This window comes from Actinomycetospora sp., assembly GCF_036497585.1.
GTDB lineage: Bacteria > Actinomycetota > Actinomycetes > Mycobacteriales > Pseudonocardiaceae > Actinomycetospora.
In genome coordinates this window covers 44,994-64,683 of the sequence record NZ_DASXJD010000207.1, presented here as the reverse complement: position 1 = coordinate 64,683, position 19,690 = coordinate 44,994, and the positions used below count along the sequence as shown (strand labels likewise).

Annotated in this window: 18 protein-coding genes and 1 pseudogene; 7 read left to right on the top strand and 12 right to left on the bottom strand. The window is 73.9% G+C overall.

Features of this window, described 5'->3' with window-relative positions:
• Positions 1 to 35 precede the first annotated feature (35 nt).
• The 4 genes from VGH76_RS20500 to VGH76_RS20485 all read right to left on the bottom strand — a co-directional run bounded on the left by VGH76_RS20500 (position 36) and on the right by VGH76_RS20485 (position 2,511).
• On the bottom strand, positions 36 to 1,271 hold the full coding sequence (locus VGH76_RS20500) for an amidohydrolase family protein (protein WP_331558568.1): 1,236 nt from the start codon (positions 1,269 to 1,271) through the stop codon (positions 36 to 38).
• On the bottom strand, positions 1,268 to 1,570 hold the full coding sequence (locus VGH76_RS20495; protein ID WP_331558567.1) for a hypothetical protein: 303 nt from the start codon (positions 1,568 to 1,570) through the stop codon (positions 1,268 to 1,270). Before VGH76_RS20495 ends, VGH76_RS20500 begins: the two co-directional genes overlap by 4 nt.
• The gene (locus VGH76_RS20490) at positions 1,557 to 1,946 is read right to left on the bottom strand and encodes a Rieske (2Fe-2S) protein (protein WP_331558566.1); all 390 of its coding nucleotides are present in this window, start codon (positions 1,944 to 1,946) and stop codon (positions 1,557 to 1,559) included. The genes VGH76_RS20495 and VGH76_RS20490 overlap by 14 nt, the downstream gene beginning before the upstream one ends.
• A 100-nt stretch (positions 1,947 to 2,046) precedes the next feature.
• Entirely contained in the window at positions 2,047 to 2,511 is a 465-nt protein-coding gene (locus VGH76_RS20485) for a MarR family transcriptional regulator (RefSeq protein ID WP_331558565.1), read from the bottom strand.
• A 67-nt stretch (positions 2,512 to 2,578) separates the two neighbouring features.
• Here VGH76_RS20485 and VGH76_RS20480 point away from each other — a divergent pair, with 67 nt between their 5' ends.
• Positions 2,579 to 2,974, top strand: a complete 396-nt coding sequence (locus VGH76_RS20480; RefSeq protein WP_331558564.1) for a DUF5313 family protein — start codon at positions 2,579 to 2,581, stop codon at positions 2,972 to 2,974.
• A gap of 13 nt (positions 2,975 to 2,987) precedes the next feature.
• On the opposite strand, the gene VGH76_RS20475 is transcribed toward VGH76_RS20480, so the two are convergent.
• From VGH76_RS20475 to VGH76_RS20440, 8 genes and pseudogenes are all read right to left on the bottom strand, one after another.
• Positions 2,988 to 3,677: a sirohydrochlorin chelatase gene (locus VGH76_RS20475; protein WP_331558563.1), complete on the bottom strand. Its 690-nt coding sequence runs from the start codon at positions 3,675 to 3,677 to the stop codon at positions 2,988 to 2,990.
• The gene (locus tag VGH76_RS20470) at positions 3,674 to 4,534 is read right to left on the bottom strand and encodes a uroporphyrinogen-III synthase (protein ID WP_331558561.1); all 861 of its coding nucleotides are present in this window, start codon (positions 4,532 to 4,534) and stop codon (positions 3,674 to 3,676) included. Before VGH76_RS20470 ends, VGH76_RS20475 begins: the two co-directional genes overlap by 4 nt.
• On the bottom strand, positions 4,527 to 4,976 hold the full coding sequence (nirD, locus tag VGH76_RS20465; protein ID WP_331558560.1) for a nitrite reductase small subunit NirD: 450 nt from the start codon (positions 4,974 to 4,976) through the stop codon (positions 4,527 to 4,529). The genes VGH76_RS20470 and nirD overlap by 8 nt, the downstream gene beginning before the upstream one ends.
• Positions 4,973 to 7,596, bottom strand: a pseudogene (nirB, locus tag VGH76_RS20460) (nitrite reductase large subunit NirB). Before nirB ends, nirD begins: the two are co-directional and overlap by 4 nt.
• A gap of 97 nt (positions 7,597 to 7,693) precedes the next feature.
• Complete coding sequence (locus VGH76_RS20455; RefSeq protein ID WP_331558559.1) at positions 7,694 to 9,076, bottom strand: nitrate/nitrite transporter; 1,383 nt, start codon at positions 9,074 to 9,076, stop codon at positions 7,694 to 7,696.
• A 151-nt stretch (positions 9,077 to 9,227) separates the two neighbouring features.
• Positions 9,228 to 10,115, bottom strand: coding sequence for a TIGR02569 family protein (locus VGH76_RS20450; protein WP_331558558.1), 888 nt, complete (start codon positions 10,113 to 10,115; stop codon positions 9,228 to 9,230).
• A gap of 65 nt (positions 10,116 to 10,180) precedes the next feature.
• On the bottom strand, positions 10,181 to 10,630 hold the full coding sequence (gene cynS / locus VGH76_RS20445; protein ID WP_331558557.1) for a cyanase: 450 nt from the start codon (positions 10,628 to 10,630) through the stop codon (positions 10,181 to 10,183).
• A gap of 59 nt (positions 10,631 to 10,689) precedes the next feature.
• A complete protein-coding gene (locus VGH76_RS20440; RefSeq protein WP_331558585.1) occupies positions 10,690 to 11,670 on the bottom strand; it encodes an o-succinylbenzoate synthase in 981 nt (326 codons plus the stop codon).
• A gap of 72 nt (positions 11,671 to 11,742) precedes the next feature.
• Here VGH76_RS20440 and VGH76_RS20435 point away from each other — a divergent pair, with 72 nt between their 5' ends.
• From VGH76_RS20435 to VGH76_RS20410, 6 genes are all read left to right on the top strand, one after another.
• Positions 11,743 to 12,930: an AMP-binding protein gene (locus tag VGH76_RS20435; protein ID WP_331558556.1), complete on the top strand. Its 1,188-nt coding sequence runs from the start codon at positions 11,743 to 11,745 to the stop codon at positions 12,928 to 12,930.
• 181 nt (positions 12,931 to 13,111) lie between these two features.
• On the top strand, positions 13,112 to 15,571 hold the full coding sequence (locus VGH76_RS20430) for a winged helix-turn-helix domain-containing protein (protein ID WP_331558555.1): 2,460 nt from the start codon (positions 13,112 to 13,114) through the stop codon (positions 15,569 to 15,571).
• 57 nt (positions 15,572 to 15,628) lie between these two features.
• Positions 15,629 to 16,537, top strand: coding sequence for a 1,4-dihydroxy-2-naphthoyl-CoA synthase (locus tag VGH76_RS20425; protein WP_331558584.1), 909 nt, complete (start codon positions 15,629 to 15,631; stop codon positions 16,535 to 16,537).
• A gap of 637 nt (positions 16,538 to 17,174) precedes the next feature.
• Entirely contained in the window at positions 17,175 to 17,588 is a 414-nt protein-coding gene (locus VGH76_RS20420; RefSeq protein ID WP_331558554.1) for a DUF2267 domain-containing protein, read from the top strand.
• Between the two features lie 115 nt (positions 17,589 to 17,703).
• The gene (locus VGH76_RS20415) at positions 17,704 to 18,408 is read left to right on the top strand and encodes a type 1 glutamine amidotransferase domain-containing protein (RefSeq protein ID WP_331558553.1); all 705 of its coding nucleotides are present in this window, start codon (positions 17,704 to 17,706) and stop codon (positions 18,406 to 18,408) included.
• Positions 18,409 to 18,522: 114 nt separating this feature from the next.
• Positions 18,523 to 19,665, top strand: a complete 1,143-nt coding sequence (locus VGH76_RS20410) for a hypothetical protein (protein ID WP_331558552.1) — start codon at positions 18,523 to 18,525, stop codon at positions 19,663 to 19,665.
• The last annotated feature ends 25 nt before the right edge of the window (positions 19,666 to 19,690 follow it).

Below are 19,690 nucleotides of genomic sequence, written 5' to 3'. Positions count from 1 at the left end.
TCACCGGTCCGTTGCCGGGGTGTTGCCCCCTGACCTCAGCGGCGTGACGGGCCGACGTCCCCCAGCTCGAACACCTTGCGGGCGGTCTCCCCGAGGATGTTGCGCTTGCCGTGCTCGGAGACGAACGGCAGCGCCGCGATGCGGCCGGGGACGTCGAAGTCCCAGTGCGGCCAGTCCGAGGAGTACATCAGGGAGTTCTCCGCGTCGATGGCCTCGAGGGTGGCCGCGAGCAGCTTGTCGTCGGTCCACTCCATGGGCTGGCTCGTGAAGTACATCTCGCGGATGTAGTGCGACGGCGGGCGCGTGAGCAGCGGCGCGTCCGAGCTGCGCATGTAGTACTCGTGGTCGAGGCGCTGCATCATGAACGGCAGCCACGCCAGCCCGCTCTCGATCCAGATCGTCTTGAGCTGCGGGAAGCGCTCCGGGATCCCGTTGACGACCCAGTTGGTCATGTGGGTCATGTTGCAGGTCACGAAGCTCATGGCGTGCGCCGAGAGGAACCGGTTCATCGTCGAGGTCATGCTGTCGGCCTGGTTCGGGCCGGCGTGGAACCCGATCGGCAGCCCGCGGCGCTCCAGCTCGCGGTAGACCGGCATGTAGGCGTTGCGGTGCACCCCGGCGTGGCGCTGGCTGGTGACGAGGAAGCCGATGACGCCGGGGGTGTCCCCGAACTCCTCGATGGTCGCCAGGCACGCGTCGGGGTTCTCGAACGGCAGCCCGAGCATGGTCCGGATGCGCGGCTCGCGGGGCAGGATCTCGGCGGTGAACCAGCGGTTGTAGGCGGCCAGCAGCGCCGTCGCGACCTCGGGCTGGGGGTGCAGCCCGGTCTCGAGCATCGGCTGCGGGAACACGACCTGCAGGTCGATGCTCATCGCGTCCATCGCCCGGCGTACCAGCGTGACGTCGCGGTCGGCGCCGGACGTCGTCCCCGGGGTCTCCTCGCCGAGCGAGGCCTGGTGCGGGATGCGCCCGGAGACGTCCTGCATCGTCAGGCCCGGCGGGTGGTTGTGCAGCGCCAGGTGCGACGCCTGGGGCCAGTTGCGCATCATCTGCTGGGCGGTGTCGCGCATGACGGGGCTGTCGAGGTAGCCGAGGATCTCCGGCCAGGAGTCGAGCTCCACGTGGTGGGAGTCGACGTCGACGATGAGGTAGTCGTCGAGGCCGTAGCGCTCGGTGTCCCGCCGGGCGTTGGCGAGGATCTCGCGGGTGTCGGTGCCGGTGGTGATCTCCTGCGTGGGCAGCCGCCGCACGCTCGGATCGGTGGCGGTCATGAGGAGCTCCTCGAGAACCAGAGAGCCAGGTCGAACGGGTTGAGGTCGTGGCTGCGCAGTGCGGCGGTGGCGAGCGCGACGGCGTCGGTCGGGGTGGTGTCCCGTCCGTCCGGCGGCTCGGCGCCCTCCTCGGCGGCGACGGCCCAGCAGCGGGCGGCCGTGCTCACCAGGCGGCGGGCGGTCGTCGGGTCCAGCGTGGCGATGGCCCCGTCGTCGAGACCCGCGGCGACCTCGGCCGCCAGGGTCGTCACCAGCTCGTCGATGCGGCGCGCCCGGTCGGTGTGCTCAGAGGGCGACACGGATCCGCCCTCCGTCCTCGGACACCGGAAGGGAGCGCAGCGCGAGGTCCGGCCGCCCCGGGTGCCGGCCCGTCACCACGTCGTACTCGAACCCGTGCCACGGGCACACGACGTGCATCGTGTCCTCGTCGAAGCGCAGGCCGAGGCTGCGCTGCTCGTCGTCGAGACGCTCGGAGACCCGGCTGACGATGCGTCCCTGGCAGGCCGGCCCGCCCTGGTGCGCGCACCGGTTCTCCCAGGCGTGCAGCCGGCCGCCGAACCGGAAGATCCCGAGGGTCACGGAACCCGCGTCGGTGCTGATCTCGACGACGAGCCGGCCGCGCTCGGGCACGTCCTGCGACGCCCCGACGTCGACGAGGCGCTCCGTGGTGGTCATGCCGACCAGCGTCCCCGTCGTGCCCGCGCGTGTAAATCGGGCCACGGCGGGTCGACCGAGTAGGCAGTCGATCACGGCCTCGGATCGACCGCCGCGGTGGTCAGCCCGACGTCGTCGGCTTCGCGGTGGCGGCGGCGATGACGGCGGTCAGGTCGGTGTGCAGGCGGATCAGCTCCTCGAGCGGCATCCCCAGGCGTTCGACGACGGCCGGCGGGATCCGCTCGGCGTCGACGCGCAGCGCCCGACCGGCGTCGGTGAGGGTGACGGCGAGGGTGCGCTCGTTGCCCGGGACCCGACGGCGCTCGACGTAGCCCTGGACCTCGAGCCGCTTGAGCAGCGGCGAGAGCGTGCCGGGATCGAGCGCGAGCTGGCCGGAGAGCTCGGTGACCGACAGCGGCGCGTGGCCCCAGAGCGCGAGCATCACGAGGTACTGCGGGTGCGTGAGGCCCATCGGCTCGAGCAGCGGCCGGTAGAGCGCGATCACCGAGCGGGCGGCGACGGCCAGCGCGAAGCAGACCTGGTTCTCCAGCGCGAGCGGGTCGATCTCCTCTGTGGTGGCCGTCATGACGCCCACCCTACCCTTGGGGCGCATACTGTTGGTGTACGAAACGTTCGAGGAGGTACGTCCGTTGGTGACGACGCCGCGACCCGGTCCGCTGTGGTGGCTCTGGTACGCCTACGGCGGCGGCCTGCCGGCGCGCTTCGCGCCCTGGGTCCGCCACGACACCACCTGCCGCACGTGGTGGGTCCGCCACCTGGTGCGCCTGCTCGTGCAGCTCGCGCCGTTCGTCGCCGCGATCATCGTCTTCGTGCCCGGCCCGGTGTGGCTGCGCGTGATGAGCGCGGTGGGCGGCGCGATCATGGGACTGATCTTCGGGGTGGCCTACCTGCACGAGACCGCCGAGCACCGGCTGGTCAAGGCGGGCTACCCCGTCGGGACCGGCGTCGAGGCCCGGGCGGAGCGCACGCGGGAGAAGGACGAGGCGGCCGCGGCGCGGTACGCGGCCAGGTGGCGTTCCGCCTCGTGAGCACTTTCCGTGGCTATAGCCCCTGAAAGTGCTCACAAGCGCGCAGCGCACCTCGCACATACCGCTCCAGCACCACGCCGACGACGCCGTCGTGGTCGCCCAGTGGTGCCGCCACCAGCGCCGCACCCGCGTCACCCAGCCAGCGGTGGAAGGCCCCGGGCGCGAGCAGCCAGGTCGCGAGCGCGACCGGCCGCTCCTGCGCCGCGACGACGTCCGCCACCCGCGGCTCGCCGCCCGCGATGTAGCCGACCGGCACCTCGCCGCGGAGCCGCTCCGCGACGAGCCCGGCCGCCGTGCGGAGGTCCTCCTGGGCCACGGCGTCGGTCGAGCCCGCCGCCGCCAGCACCACCTGCTCGCCGTCCCACCCGGCCTCGCGGAGCCGCGCCAGCGCGACGTCCACCAACGCCGGGTCGGGGCCCAACGGCTCGGCGAGCACCACGTCGTCGCGCCCGATCGCCGCGAGCTGGCCCGGCACGTCGACCCGCACGTGGTAGCCGGCCGCCAGGAACGCCGGCACCACGACGACCGGTCCGTCGAGCTGCGGCAGCACGTCGGCGAGCTGCGGGCGCGCGACCCCGGCGTAGGCCAGCCGTACCTCCACGCCGGGCAGGGCCGCGCGCAGCCGCAGCAGCAGCCGGCCCCACGTGCCCCGGCCCGCGGCGTCGCCGGTGCCGTGGGCCAGCACGACCAGGGCGGCACTCACGGCGTCGGGGTACCCGCAGTGCTGTTGACGTGCTCCTCCAGCCGTCGCACCATCGCCCCGAGCCGGAAGCGGTCGGGCGCGATCGAGGGGACGTCCCGACGATCCAGCGGCGCCGCCGTCACCGGACCCACCGCGCAGGCCAGCACCCCGGACCCGCTCGGCCCGCCGCGCAGCGCCGTCACCAGGTCCTCGTCGCGACCGAGGGTCGCCGCGCGATGCAGCAGCCCCTCGACGGCGGGAGCGCTGGTGAAGGTCACGACGTCGACGTCGCGCCCGACGATGGCGTCGATGAGCGTGTCGACGGCGGGCAGGTCGGGCGGCGGCTCCCAGCGGTAGACGTGCACCTCGACGACGTCCGCGCCCGCCTCGCGCAGCGCGGCGAGGAACGAGGTCATCGGGTCGCCGTGCAGCTGGACCGCGACCCGCCGGCCCGCCAGGGCCCCCTCGCCGCCCGCGAGAAGGTGCTCGAGCACCTCCGGGGACGACTCGGTGGCCTCGGCGGCCCAGGCCTCGCGCAGCCCCGTCCCGCGGATCGCGCCGCGCGCCTTCGGGCCGCGAGCCAGCAGGGCCGCGTCACCGAGCACCGCGCGCAGCCGCTCGCCGAGCCCCCACTCGTCGGCCACCTCGAGCCAGCCGCGGAACCCCTGGCCGGTGGTGGCGACGACGACGGCCGGTGGCGCGTCGAGCAGCGCGCGGGTGGTGGCGGCGAGCTCGGTGTCGTCGGCGAGGGGGACGATGCGCACGGTGGCACCGTGCAGCGTCGTCGCCCCGCGCCGGTGCAGCAGGTCGATCTGGTCGTCGGCGCGCCGGTCGGCGGTCACGCCGACCCGCACGCCATCCAGGGGTCCCTCAGCCACACCCACCGACCTCGACCGTCCCGTCCACCACGCGGACAGGATAGGTCGCGACGACCACCGAGTCGTCCTCGACGGCGACGCCGGACCCGAGCGCGAAGTGCTGCTTGTACAGCGGCGACGCGACGACGGGCGTGCCACCGAGATCCCCGACGATGCCCCGCGAGAGCACCGACGCCCCGGAGAACGGGTCGAGGTTGTGCAGGGCGAACAGCTGGTCGTCGCGGGTGCGGAACACCGCAACGGGTTCGCCGTCGACGAGGACGCACACCCCGCGCTCGGGCTGGAGGCGCTCGAGCGGGCAGACGGAGGTCCAGCCGTCGGTCCGCGGCGGCGCGACCGGCGCGGTCGGCTCCGGGCGCGGGTCCTTGGCCTCCGCACCGTCCGTGGTCGAGTCGGGGTGCGTGCGGACAGCCACATCGTGGTCTGGGGCCTGGGCGGTCATGCGGGGGCTCCAACGGGGATCGTCGGGCCGGCGATCGGGGTCGGTGCCGGGGTGGTGTCGATGCCGAGCGAGGAGAGGTCGGTCGGCTGGCCGTCCTTCATCCCGGCCGGCACCCGGCGGCCGAGGTGGTCGACGAACTCGATCGTCGGGTCCGGGGTGCCCGGCGCGTTGACGAACGAGGTGAACCGGGCGAGCTTGTCGGGGTCGTCGAGCACGGCCGCCCACTCGTCGGCGTAGCTGCGGACGTGGCGGGCCATCTGCTCGTCGAGCGAGGCGCAGATGCCCAGCGAGTCCTCCATGATCACCTCACGGAGGTGGTCGATACCGCCCTCGAGCGACTCCATCCACGGCGCGGTGCGCTGCAGCCGGTCCGCGGTGCGCACGTAGAACATGAGATAGCGGTCGATCGTGCGCACCAGCGTCTCGGTGTCGAGGTCGGAGACGAGCAGCTCGGCGTGGCGCGGGGTGAACCCGCCGTTGCCGCCGACGTAGAGGTTCCAGCCGTGCTCGGTCGCGATGACCCCGAAGTCCTTCGAGCGGGCCTCGGCGCACTCCCGCGCGCAGCCCGACACCCCGGACTTGAGCTTGTGCGGCGAGCGCAGACCGCGGTAGCGCAGCTCGAGCGCGACCGCCATGCCGACGGAGTCCTGGACGCCGTAGCGGCACCAGTCGGTGCCCACGCACGACTTCACCGTCCGCAGCGCCTTGCCGTACGCGTGCCCGGACTCGAACCCGGCGTCGACCAACCGCTTCCAGATCCGGGGCAGGTCGTCGAGCCGCGCGCCGAACATGTCGATGCGCTGTCCGCCGGTGATCTTGGTGTAGAGCCCGAAGTCGCGGGCGACCGCGCCGATCGCGATGAGGCCCTCGCCGGTGACCTCCCCGCCGGGCAGCCGCGGCACCACCGAGTACGTGCCGTTGCGCTGCATGTTCGCCAGGGCGTGGTCGTTCGTGTCCTGCAGCGTGGCGGACTCGCCGTCGAGGACGTGGCCCCCCGCCAGCGTCGCCAGCATCGAGGCGACCGCGGGCTTGCAGATGTCGCAGCCCCGTCCGGTGCCGTAACCGGCGAGGATCTCGGAGAAGGTCTGCAGGCCGGTCGCCATGACGATCTCGTAGAGCTCCGCGCGGCTCCGGGAGAAGTGCTCGCAGAGCGCCTTCGAGACCTCGACCCCGCAGCTCGCGAGCACCTTGCCCAGCGTCGGCACGCAGGAGCCGCAGGTGGTGCCGGCCCGGGTGCAGGCCTTGAGCTGCGGCACTGTCGTGGCCTCGCCGGAGGCGATCGCGGCGGCGAGCGCGCCCTTGGTGACCGCGTTGCAGGAGCAGATCTGGGCGCCGTCGGGCAGCGCGTCGATCCCGACCGCCGCCACACCGTTCTGGGCGGCGCCGTCGCCCGCGGGAGCGATCAGCGACACCGGGTCGCCCGGGAGCTTCTCGCCCAGGAAGCCGCGCAGCGTCTCGTAGTTGCTCGCGTCCCCGACCAGCACCCCGCCGAGCAGTGTCTGATGCCCAGATCCTTCAGGGCGACCGTCGGAGACGACCAGCTTCGAGTAGGTGCCCGCCACCGGGTCGTCGAGGCGGACCTCGAGCGCGCCGGAGGTGGTGGCGTGGGCGTCGCCGAAGCTCGCGACGTCGACGCCGAGCAGCTTGAGCTTGGTCGACATGTCGGCCTCGGTGAACCGCGGCCCCCATCGGTCGACGCCGCGTCGTCGCCGGCCAGGCGCCCGGCCACCACCTCGGCCATCGCGTACCCGGGCGCGACCAGGCCGTAGGTGCGGCCCCGGACCGCGGCGACCTCGCCGATGGCCCAGACGTGCTCGTCGGTGGTGCGGCAGCGCTCGTCGACGAGCACCCCGCCGCGCTCGCCGACCTCGAGCCCGATCTCGCGGGCGAGGGAGTCGGCGGGCCGGATGCCGGCGGAGAAGACGACGACCGAGGCGTCGAGCTCGGTGTCGTCGGAGAGCGTGACGGTCAGGCCGCCGCGGTGGTCGCGGGTGATGGTGGACGTCGAGACCCCGGTGTGCACGCGGAGCCCGAGGTCGGAGACCAGCCGCGCCAGCAGCGCACCACCGGGCTCGTCGACCTGTACCGGCATGAGCCGCGGCGCCATCTCGACCACGTGCGGGGAAAGCCCCAGCTGGCGCAGCGCGTTCGCGGCCTCCAGCCCGAGCAGCCCACCCCCGACGACGACGCCGGCCCGGCGGCCCGCGCCGGCGCCCGCGGTCGCCCGCTCGGCGGCCTCCCGCAGCCCGTCGAGGTCGTCCAGCGTGCGGTAGACGAACACGCCGTCGAGGTCGCGGCCGGGCACCGGCGGCACGAAGGGCACCGACCCGGTCGCGAGCACGAGCTCGTCGTAGTCGACGGTGCGGCCGTGCTTCGTGGTGACCCGGCGCGCCGACCGGTCCACCGCCACCGCCGGGTCGTCGAGGTGCAGCTCGACGAGGGGGTCGGCGTGGAACTCGTCGTCGGCCAGCGCCAGGTCGTCCTCGGTGGCCTCGCCGACGTAGGAGGACAGCGCCACCCGGTCGTACGCGGGCCGCGACTCCTCGGCGAGCACGACGACGCGCCAGGCGCCCTCGGTGTCGCGGCGGCGCAGGCTCTCGACGAACCGGTGGCCGACCATGCCGTGGCCGACGACGACGACGGTGCGGGGTTCCACTGAGTTCCTTTCCACTGAGGTGGGCTACGCCCTTGTGAGTGCTCACGCGCGCGAAGCGCACCTATACGGACGCGTAGCTGACCTTCGAGCCCGTCTTTGGGTCGGTCGCCGCCTTCGCGTTGCGCATGTAGACGACGTAGGTCACGACGAAGCAGACCGCGTAGAAGGCGACGAACGCCCAGAAGGCGGGGGTGCCGCTCTTGGTGGACTGGAACGACGCGCGGAACGCCAGGTTGATGAGCAGGCCGCCGAAGGCGCCGATCGCGCCGGCGATGCCGATGACCGCGCCGGAGATGCGCCGCGCCCACAGCAGCGCGCCCTCCTGGTCCCAGCCGCGCGATTCCGAGGCCGCCAGCGCCTTCGTCCGGAAGATCGCCGGGATCATCTTGTACACCGAGCCGTTGCCGATGCCCGAGGTGATGAACAGCAGCACGAAGCCGATCACGAACAGCGGCAGCGACTTGATGCCCGACGCCCCGATGCAGATCAGCGCGCTGACCGCCATCGCGACGAAGTTCCAGAAAGTGACCTTCGTGCCGCCGATCCGGTCGGAGAGCATGCCGCCCACCGGACGGATCAGGGACCCGAGGAGGGGGCCGATGAAGGTGATCGACGCGGCCTGCAGCGGTGTGCGGCCGAACTGGTTCTGCAGCACCAGCCCGAAGGCGAAGCTGTACCCGATGAACGAGCCGAAGGTCCCGATGTAGAGGAACGAGATGATCCAGGTCTGGGCGTCCCGGGCCGCCTCCTTGAGCGCGCCGGTGTCGTTGCGCACCGAGGACAGGTTGTCCATGAAGAACACGGCGCCGAGCAGCGCGAGCACGATCAGCGGGATGTAGACCGCCAGCACGATGCGCGGCGCCCCGGTCCCGGCGGTCGCGATGATCAGCAGCCCGATCAGCTGGATGACCGCGACGCCCAGGTTCCCGCCGCCGGCGTTGAGCCCCAGCGCCTTACCCTTCTCCTTCTCGGGGAAGAACGCGTTGATGTTCGTCATCGACGAGGCGAAGTTGCCGCCGCCGACGCCGGCGATCGCCGCCACGACCATGAACGTCGTGTACGAGGTCCCGGGGTGCATGACGATCGCGAGCAGGATCGACGGGATCAGCAGCAGCGCGGCCGAGATGATGGTCCAGTTGCGGCCGCCGACCACCGCGACCGCCATCGAGTAGGGCAGCCGCAGCACCGAGCCGATCAATGTCGGCATCGAGACGAGGAAGAACTTGCCCGCCGTGTCGATGCCGTAGGCCGGACCCATGAACAGTGTGAGCACCGCGAACAGCGACCAGATCGAGAACCCGATGTGCTCGGAGAACACCGAGAACCAGAGGTTCCGGTTCGCGATCTTCTTCCCGGTGCTCTCCCAGAAGCCGGGGTCCTCCGGCCGCCAGTCGTCGATCCAGCGGCCCCGCCCCGTGCCCGGGTGCTCCGTGGCCACACTCATCGCGCTACGCCCTCTCGTCGTCCCGGGCGCGCGTCCGTCGCTCGCGCCCGCTGCGGTCGGGCGCCGACGTTAGGAAGCGGGCACTACACGGCCGTGACGGCGTGTTTCGGGACGATGACGGAGCGAGGGCCCCGGATGACGTCCGGGCGGCTCAGAACAGCTCGGTGACGACGCGGGCCGCGTGCTCCAGCCCGCGCAGCGACTCCCGGGTGCACGCGGGGTGCTGGGCGTGCACCGCGAGACGGAAGAGCAGGGCGTGCAGCAGCATCTGCGGCCACGCCACCAGGTGCGACCAGCGCCCGACGATCCCGGAGTCGGCCCCGCCCCACGCGAGGGCGTCGACGACGACGACCGCGGCCGCCCACTCGACGGGCCGCCAGAACGGCACGACGTCGAGCACCGCGGGCGGCGCCTGCTCGGCGCCGGACCCCTCCGGGGTGTCGGGGCCGTCGAAGAGCACGGTGCCGAACAGGTCGCCGTGCACGAGCTGGGAGGGCACCGAGAGCGGGGTGCGGCGACGGACGAGCTCGGCGAACAGGTCGCCGCCGGTCTCGGCGTCGAGGGAGACGCTGCGCTCGCCGAAGGCCATGCGGTCGGCGCGGGCCAGGATGTCGTCGCGGTCGTCGACGAACCGGGGGCGGGTCATCTTCGCGGTGGCGCGGTGCAGTCGCAGCGACACGGCGACGACGTCGTCGTGGCGCGGGCGCACCTGCCCGGCGACGTCGTGACAGGCCGCCCACCCGGACACCACGCGCCGCCCGTCGGAGGCCCGCACGGGACGCGCGACGCGCACCCCGTCCACGCCGGACGCGGCGAGCTCCTCGGTGGTGGCCGCCGACCACGCGGCGAGCACGGTGTCGGACACCGGGCGCAGCAGGACGCCGTCGCAGGTCCAGGCGGGCCCGGGGAGGTGCGGACGGGGCCGGGGTTCCGCCTCGCGGACCCCGAACGCGGTGCGCACGTGCAGGGGCGGGCCCTCGGGCTCGCCGGCCGCGGCCGGCGGCTGCACCCGGGAACCCTGGGGCGGGGCGGCGGTCACGCTCCGCACGCTACCCCCGCACGGGTCGAGTCAGGCCGACGACGCGACGGCGTGTCGAGGGCCGCTCACCAGACCTTGTACGGGAGGAACTTGCCGCTCCAGGTCAGCTTGACGCGGTCGCCCTTCGGGTCGGGCTCGCGCTCGAACTCCAGCGAGAAGTCGATGGCGCTCATGATGCCGTCGCCGAACTCCTCGCGGATGAGCTCGTGCAGCGCGGTCCCGTAGACCTGCAGCGCCTCCTGGAGCCGGTAGGTCACCGGCTCGGTGGGGTCGAGCGCCGCCTCGCCGCGCACCGGCGGGAGGGACAGCGCGGCGACCGTCGCGTCGTCGAGGCCGAGCACGGCGCCGACCTGCTGGGCCTGCTCGGCGTCGAGCGGCTGCTGGCCCAGGAGCGCCGAGGTGGTCCAGACGAGGGAGCGCCCGAGGGTGTCGGCCAGCTGCTGCCAGCTCATCCCCTTCGCGTCCTTGGCCACGACCACCGCACGGCCCGCCTCGAGCCGGTCGAGCTTGTCCACTGGGTTCTCCTCGGGGGCTGGCGGACGACGCCGGCGGCGCCCGGACAGGCAAGGTGCGGTCAATCTTCCACGCGGCGTAGTACCCGGCTCAACCGGTCGAGCCACCACGCCGCCCGGTCCGGGGACGCCGGGTGGGTCGCGAGCGCCTCGGCGGAGGCCCGGGGCGGCGCGAGCGGCACGGCGATCGCGCCGTCGACGGGCACGACGGCGTCGGCCGCGGCCACCGTGTCGGCGGCCAGGAGGCTCGTCGTCGCGAGCCCGCAGGCGTGCGGCAGCTCCGGCAGCGCCCCCGCGAGCGCCAGGCCCGCGGCGAGGCCCACCGAGCTCTCGACCGCCGACGAAACCACGCAGGGCAGGCCGATCGCCTCGGCGATCCGCAGCGAGGCCGCGATCCCGCCCAGCGGCGCGACCTTGATCACGGCCACGTCCGCGGCCTCGGCGGCCACCACCCGCATCGGGTCCCCGGCCCGCCGGATCGACTCGTCCGCGGCGATCGGGACCTCGACGCGGCGTCGGACCGCGGCGAGCTCCTCGACCGTCGGGCACGGCTGCTCGACGTACTCCAGCCCGCCGGCGGCCCGGTCGAGCGCCGTGATCGCGGCGACGGCGGCGTCGACGTCCCACCCGGCGTTCGCGTCCACCCGCACCCGCCCGGACGGGCCCAGGGCGTCGCGGACCGCCTCGACCCGGGCGAGGTCGGCGGCCGGGTCCTGCCCGCGCTCGGCCACCTTGACCTTGGCGGTCCCTGCACCCGAGGCGGCGACGATCCGGTGCGCCTGCTCCGGCCCGACGGCGGGCACGGTCGCGTTGACCGGCACGCTCGTCCGGCGGGGCGCCGGCCAGGGCGCGCCGAGCACCCCCGCCGACTCCAGCGCGCACCGCAGCCACGTGACGGCCTCGTCGTCGTCGTACTCGGGGAACGGGCAGAACTCGCCGCACGGCGCCGCCGCGTCCCCGGCGCGCCGGAGCAGCAGCGTCTCCCGCACGGTGATGCCGCGGAACCGGGTGCGCATCGGCAGCGCGACGACGGCGACGGCCAGCTCGGTCCCCGCCGGGCCCGGGACGAGGCCCACGGCCTCTCGGCTCGACGTCACCCTGCCTACCGTAGAGACGTGATCGCCCACCGTGCCGTCGAGGTCGTCCCCACCGACGGCTCCCCCGCCGCGGCCCGCGCGCTGGGCACCCGGCTCGTCACCGCCGCCGCGGGCGAGGGCCCGGCGGTGCTCCCGGTCGGGCCGGGTGACCCCGCGCCCCGAGCCGTGCTCACCGAGCCGGTGCCGCCGGGGGTGGCCGCGGTGGTCACGACGTCGGGCTCGACCGGCCTGCCGAAGGCCGTGCTGCTCTCCGGCACGGCGCTCGCCGCGTCGGCGGCCGCCACGTCCGCGCGGCTCGGCGGGGAGGGACGCTGGCTGCTCGCGCTGCCCGCCCACCACGTCGCGGGCGTGCAGGTCCTGCTGCGCTCGGCGCGGGCCGGGTCCCCGGCGGCGGTGATGGAGCTGCGTGAGGGGTTCCGGCCCGACGGATTCGCCGCCGCCCTCGAGGCCGCCGCCCGGGACGGCGGCGGCCCGGTCAGCCGCACGTCGCTCGTCCCCACCCAGGTGCGGCGGCTGCTCGACGACGCCGGGCCCGGGCTGGACGCGCTGCGGGGGCTCGGCGCGGTGCTCGTCGGGGGCGCGGCCGCCGACCGCGGGCTGCTCGCCCGGGCCCGGGAGGCGGGGGTGCGGCTGGTGACGACCTACGGGATGAGCGAGACCTGCGGCGGCTGCGTCTACGACGGGGTGCCGCTCGACCGCGTCACCGTCGAGCTCGAGGGCGCCGACGGCCCCGACGGGTCCGGGACGGGCCGGGTGGTGCTCGGCGGCGCGACGGTCGCCGAGGGGTACCGCGGCGCCGACGGCGCGGCCGAGTCCGACTTCCTGCCCGGCCGGCGCTTCCGCACCTCCGACCTGGGCCGGATCGACGCCGAGGGCCGCCTTGAGATCCTCGGCCGGGCGGACGATGTGATCGTCACCGGTGGGGAGAAGGTGGCCCCGGCCGCCGTCGAGCGGGCGTTGCTGGCGGTCGCCGGCGTGCGCGAGGCGTGCGTGGTCGGCGTGCCCGACGTCGAGTGGGGCGCCCGCGTCGTGGCGGTGGTCGCCGGGGAACGCGGGACGCCGCTGGACGCCGAGGCGGTGCGCGCCGAGGTCGCGCCCGGGATGGGCCGCGCCGCGCCCCGCGAGATCCGGGTGCTGGACGCGGTCCCACTGCGGGGCATCGGCAAGCCGGACCGCGCGGCGGTGCGGGACCTCTTCGCCCGGTGACGAGCGACACCCGGGGCGGAAACGCCCGCGTAACGGCCCCGTAGCCGGTACGCGCCGGTTCCGTGGTGCGATGTCGCATCCGCCGTCGGCTCGGCCACCAGACCCCGCGGCGTCCCGCTCACCCTCACACCCGACGGGCGCGCGCGGGAGCGGTCCCACCCGACTCGACCTGAGGTTTCGCGTGCACCTGCTGCTCGTCAGCGCGGCGGAGTCCGTCGAGGACGTCCTGCCCGCCCTCGGCCTGCTCTCCTCCCACCGGACGACGATGACGCCGGTGGCGTCCGCCGGTGTCCTCGCCGCGCCCGACGACGTCGACGTCGTGCTGCTCGACGGCCGGGACCGCCCCCGCGCCGCGTCCGAGCTCGCCGCGGCCGCGACCCGCGCCCGGCCCGGCGTGCCCCGGGTCCTGGTGCTCGGCCCGGAGGCGGACCTGCCCCCCGACGCCGAGGACCACCTCGACGGGCTGCTGCTCGCCGACGCCGGCCCGGCCGAGGTCGACCTGCGCCTCCGGCTCGCGACCGCCTCCGCCGGGCCCCGCCCCGCGCGGCCGGCCCCCGAGAACGGCCTCCCCGCGCTCGGCGAGGGGGCGCTGGCCGTCGGGGACCTCGTCGTCGACGCCGCGTCCTTCCAGGCCCGGGTGGGCGCCCGGACGCTGGTGCTCGCGCGCCGCGAGTTCGAGCTGCTCGTCGAGCTCGTCGAGCACGCCGGCCGCCCCCTGTCGCGCCGCCAGCTGCTCGCGAGCGTCTGGGGCCGGGACTACGAGGGCAGCGCCCGCACGGTGGACGTGCACGTCCGGCAGCTCCGACGCGTCCTCGGCACGCGGCACCGCGACATGATCCGCACGGTGCGCGGCATCGGGTACGTGCTGGTCTCGGGTCCCGCCACGGCCGCGGCCCCGGTCGCCACCCCGCCGCCGCTGCTCGCCCGTCCGCTCGCCGGGCACCGGGCGAGCCACCGCCCCGCACGGTCCGGCGGCCGGGACGCGCCCGGGGACGTCGTCGCCAGCAAGCGCGCCGGGCTCCCGCTCGACCGCGCCGCGCTCCGCGCCGGCCACCTCGGCGCCCTCGAGCGCTACAGCCTCAAGACCCTCGGCGTCTGCTCCCAGGGCTCCGACACGCACTTCCTCGTCCGGGCCCGGACGAGGGCGGCGCTGCCGGCCGGGGCGGCCCGGACCCTGGCCGCCCTCGCGCGGCGCCACAGCGACGGCCGGGTGCACCTCACGACGCGCCAGCAGGTCGAGCTGCACGACGTCCCCGCGCCGGACGTCGACGGGGTCCTCGAGCGCCTGCGCGCCGCCGGGCTCGACACCTCCTCGACGTGCGGACACACGGTGCGCGGCGTGACCAGCTGCCCCGACGCGGGGGTGTCGGCCGACGAGCCGTTCGACTGCACCCCGGACGCCACGGCGCTCACCGACTCCCTGCTCGCCCTCGGCGCGGACCTCAACGCCGCGCTGCCGCAACGACTGACCATCGGCATGGGCGGCTGCGGGCCGTGCCGGGACCACGCGAAGGTCTCGGACATCGGGCTCGTCTCCACGCTCGGCGACGACGGCCGGCCCGGGTACGAGCTGTGGGTCGGCGGCAGCCTCGGGCGCTCCACCCCGACACTCGCCGACCGCATCGTCGAGTTCGTCCCGCGCGAGCGGCTGCTGCCCGCCGTGCACGCGGTGCTCGAGGTCTTCCTCGCCCACGGCGCCTTCGACACCCCCAACCGGGCCCGGCTGAAGTACCTCGTCGCGCGCCTGGGCGTCGCCCGATTCACCGCGCTGGTCGAGGAGGCGGAGCGGGCCACCCGGCGGCGACCCTGGCCCGACCCGGCCCCGCTGCCCGCGCGCCCGGAGGTCGTCGCGCCGCGCCCCGTGGGCGGCGGCGGCCCGGTTCCCGACGGCGGGTGGGGCACCGACGTGCGCCCGCAGACCGCGGCCGGGCTCGTCACGGTCACCGTCACGGTGCCGCTGGGCGAGCTCGCCGCCGACGCCCTCGACGCGCTCGCCACCGCGAGCGAGGCCGACGGCGACGGCGTCCTGCGCCCGACCCGGGAGCAGAACGTCGTCCTGCGCGACGTCCCGGTGGCCCGGGTCGGGGTGCTGCGGCGCACGCTCGGTGGGCACGGGCTCGTCGTGGGCACGGACCACCCCGCGCAGGACGTGCGGGCGTGCGTCGGCGCACCGGTCTGCGCCCTCGCGATCACCTCGACCCACGACCTGGCCCGCACCCTCTGGGAGCTCCCGGCGCTGCGCCGCAACACCGGCCTGCGGGTGAGCGTGTCGGGCTGCCCGGCCAGCTGCACCCGCCACCAGGCCGCGGACCTGGGCTTCGCGGGCAACCTCGTCTCCCTCGGCGGCCGCCGCGTGCCCGGCTACCGGGTCCACCTCGGCGGGGACCTGCGCCGCGACCGGCTCGGACGTGTCCTCGGGCGCGTCGCCGCCGACCACGTGCCGGCGCTCGTCGAGGCGGTCGTCGGGGTGTGGGAGGAGCACCGGGTGGGCCGGGAATCGCTCGCGGACACCGTGGACCGCCTCGGCACCCGGGTCGTGGTGGACGCCCTGCGCGGGCTGCCCGCCCTGGCGTGGGCGGCGGGCCAGGAGGATCCGGAGGGCCCGGGCGACCGTGACCTCCCGCTCGCGGTCGCCCGGTGAGCCCGGCGGGGATGCGGCGCACCTCCTAGAGTCCGCCGCGTGAGCGCCGACGACTCGATCTTCGACCCGTCCGCCTGGCAGGCGGTCGAGGGCTTCGCCTTCAGCGACATCACCTATCACCGGGCCGCCGAGCGGGTGGGGGACCGGGCGCTGGGGTGTGTCCGGATCGCGTTCGACCGCCCGGAGGTCCGCAACGCGTTCCGCCCGCACACCGTCGACGAGCTGGCGACCGCGCTGGAGCACGCCCGCACCAGCGCCGACGTCGGCGTGGTGCTGCTGACCGGCAACGGGCCCTCGCCCCGCGACGGCGTCCACGCGTTCTGCTCGGGCGGCGACCAGCGCATCCGCGGTCGCACCGGCTACCAGTACGCGGAGGGGGAGACCGCGGTGTCCCCGGCCGAGGCCGGGCGGGCCGGGCGGCTGCATATCCTGGAGTGCCAGCGGCTGGTCCGGTTCATGCCCAAGATCTGCATCGCGGTGGTCAACGGGTGGGCCGCCGGGGGCGGGCACTCGCTGCACGCGGTGTGCGACCTGACGCTGGCCTCGGCCGAGCACGCCCGGTTCAAGCAGACCGACGCCGACGTCGGCTCGTTCGACGGCGGGTACGGATCGGCGTACCTGGCGCGGGCGGTGGGGCAGAAGTTCGCCCGGGAGATCTTCATGCTGGGCCGGACCTACGACGCCGAGGCGATGCACCGGATGGGCGCGGTGAACGAGGTCGTGCCGCACGCCGAGCTGGAGTCGACGGCGCTGCAGTGGGCCCGGGAGATCCTCGGGAAGTCCCCGCAGGCCCAGCGGATGCTCAAGTACTCGTTCAACCTGATCGACGACGGCCTGGTCGGCCAGCAGCTCTTCGCCGGGGAGACGACGCGGCTGGCGTACATGACCGACGAGGCGGTCGAGGGCAAGGAGTCCTTCCTGGAGAAGCGCGAGCCCGACTGGTCGCCCTTCCCCTGGTACTACTGAGACGCCTCTCTCGGCCTGCGCTGCCGCCCGCCACCGGCAGGTCGATCAGCGCGAGCAGCCTGGCCACGATCCTCGGCCGACCGGGGAAGCGGTCCAGCCACTGCACCAGCGCGGTGTTGCCGCCGTGGTGCTTCAGGCTCCCCCGTACCGGACGGCGTCCGCCGTGGACGATGTCGGGACGGCCCCCGGAATTTCCTACGTGACTTCGCGAATTCCGGTCGTCACCACAACTCACCAGCCAGCAGCAGCCGCCGGGGGCCTAGCCGGGGACGAGGAGGTGTTTCCGACCCGCCAAGCGTCCCCGCGGGTCGGGTCGCTCCTTCTGGTCTCACCGGCCTGTTGCGACGATGCACCTGATCGCACCGCCACCGGTTCGACCTGGCAGGTCGAAAAACCAGCACGGCGAACAGCTCTGCCAGGGCGCACCAGCGGCTTCCCGAGTGCGGCGACCGGGTGCGGCGCGGTCGCGGCCGTCGTAGCACCGACTCCGCGCCGACCGACGCACGCCGACGAGAAGCCACGGGTGTAGGTCACGTGATCCCGGCACACCGGCTCGGCCTGGCAGGGTGAATTTGGCCCGGCAGAAACCATCCCCGGGGCCTGAGACGCCGCCCGCCTGCGGCGGCAATGCTGGGCCATGGACGACAACCAGTTCATCGACGAGGTGGCCGAACGGGCGAACGTCGTGCGAGAACAGGCCGAGGCGCTGACCCGGGCCACCCTGTGGACGCTGGGCGAACGCATCACCGGTGGGGAGGCCCGCCATATCGCCGCGCAGCTCCCCGTGGAGCTGCAGACCCCCTTGGTGGCGGCCGAGGAGGAAGCCGAGGGATTCAGCCTCGACGAATTCATCCGCCGGACCGCGGAACGGGCCGGGGTGGACCGGGGTACGGCGGACATCGGCGTGGCCGCGGTGCTCGCCACGCTGCGCGACACGATCAGCGGTGACGACGTCAGCCACATGATGAGCCAACTGCCCCTGGAGTTCAGGGAAGTGGCAGCCGGCCCTCGTCTCCGGGACGTTCGACCAACAGGAGGAGACCGACCATGACTCTGCCCGTCAGGCGTTCTGTCGGCCAGGCGGATCGATGGAACCCTCGGCGCGACTTCGACGATCTTCCTCAGCTCGAGGTCACCCCGGTGGTTGACCGATGACCCGGATTCTGTTGGCGCTCTCCGGCAGCGACCACTGGACGCTCGAGGACGGTACCCGGCACCCGACCGGTTACTGGGCCGAGGAGTTCGTCGTCCCGCACAGCGTGTTCCGCGCCCAGGGTGTCGACGTGGTGGTCGCCACCCCGGGCGGGGTGGCGCCCACGGTGGACCAGATGAGCCTGCACCCGAAGAGGGCGGGCGGGGAGAGGAAAGCCACCGCGTTCCGCAACTACATCAACTCGATCGCCGGCGAACTGGCGCACCCGATGGTGCTGGAGCACGCGGTGGGGCACGTCGCCGACTACGACGCCATCTACATCCCCGGTGGGCACGGCCCGATGGAAGATCTGGCCGACTTCCAGCCGCTGGGCGAGCTCCTCATCCAGTTCTTCGACACGGAACGCGTCGTCGCGGCGGTCTGCCACGGCCCGGCGGGCCTGCTATCGGCCAACCGGCCCAACGGCGCTTGGCCGTTCGACGGCATGCACATGACGGGTTTCACCGACGAGGAGGAACGCCTGGGCGGGCTCGCCGACCGCGCTCCATGGCTGCTGGAGGACCGGTTGCGGGAGCGCGGTGCGGACTTCGAGGCGGGTCCGCCGTGGGCGCCGCATGTCGTGGTGGACGGCAACCTGCTCACCGGCCAGAACCCCGCGTCGTCCCAGGCGGCCACCGACCGGACGCTGGGCGAATTGCGCGTACACGATGCACTGTGACGTCACTGGCGACTGAAATCGACGGAGGTGTGCCCTCTCGATCATTTCATCCGCACCCGCCGACGGCTAGATCGCCTGAGAAGCGTTGGTGCCACGGGCAGGGAGCGAGCAAAGATGATCACTGCTGAGATGGTCAACCGGATACTCCGATTGAGCGGCGACGGGCTTCCACTCGTGTCCGTGTACGTGCGGGTACCGATCGACCCGAGGGACCGCGCCGACCTGCTCGGCCGACTGAACAGCGTGCTGGACCAGGTCGAGCCGATGGCCAAGGACAAGTCGCTGGACCGGGCCGCCCGGCTGTCGCTGCGCGCCGACATGGAGCGGATGCGCGAGGAGGTCCGGACCGAGCGCTGGCGGCCCGGCTCGGTGGTGTTCTTCTCATGCAGCGCCCGCGACGTGTTCGAGGCAGTTCAACTGCCGCGTGCCGTGCCAGACCGTGTCGTGCTGGACGACACCCCGTGGGTACGGCCGATGCTGGCGGTGGTCGAGGAGTACGCGCGGTGCTGTGTCGCGGTGGTGGATCGGGCCAGGGCGAAGGTGTGGGAATTGTTCGCTGACGAGATCGAGCCGGTCGGCGCCCTGTCCGACCGCAAGATGCGCAAGCCGAACTACGCGGCCACCATGGCCGAGGAGAGGGTGCACAACAAGGTCGAGGAACTGGCCAGGAAACACTACCGGCACGCCGCAGCCGAGCTGGCGCAACTCTACGAAGCCGACGGCTACGACCTGCTCGCCGTCGGCGGCCACCGGTCCGAGCTACCACACTTCCTGGACACCCTGCCGCGCGACATGCGCGAGCGGGTGGCCGGCACGTTCACCGTCGACCCACATTCTGTGGACCTGGGCAAGATCAAACAAAACGTGGAACCGATCGTCGCGCGCTACATGCGCGACGTCGACCTCCGGCTGGTCGGCGATGTGCTGGAGAGGGCGGCCATGGGGAGGGGCGACGGCGTGCTCGGCGTCGCCGACTGCCTGTGGGCCGCCACCGTCAAGGCGGTGGAGACGCTGCTGGTCCAGGACGGCGCCACGGTCGCCGGCGTCGTGTGCACGAACTGCGGCTGGCTGGGCATGTCCGGGGACACCTGCCCGTTGTGCGAGTACGCGACCCGGCACACCGGGGACATCCTGGACGAGCTCGCTCAGGCGGTGATCGACGAGAGCGGCAGGGTGCGACACGTCAAGGAGGACACCGACATCAAGGAGCACCTGGCCGCCGCGTCGCTGCGTTTTCCGTTGCCGCCCATCCCGTAGCGGCCGTCCACCTTGCCGACCACGA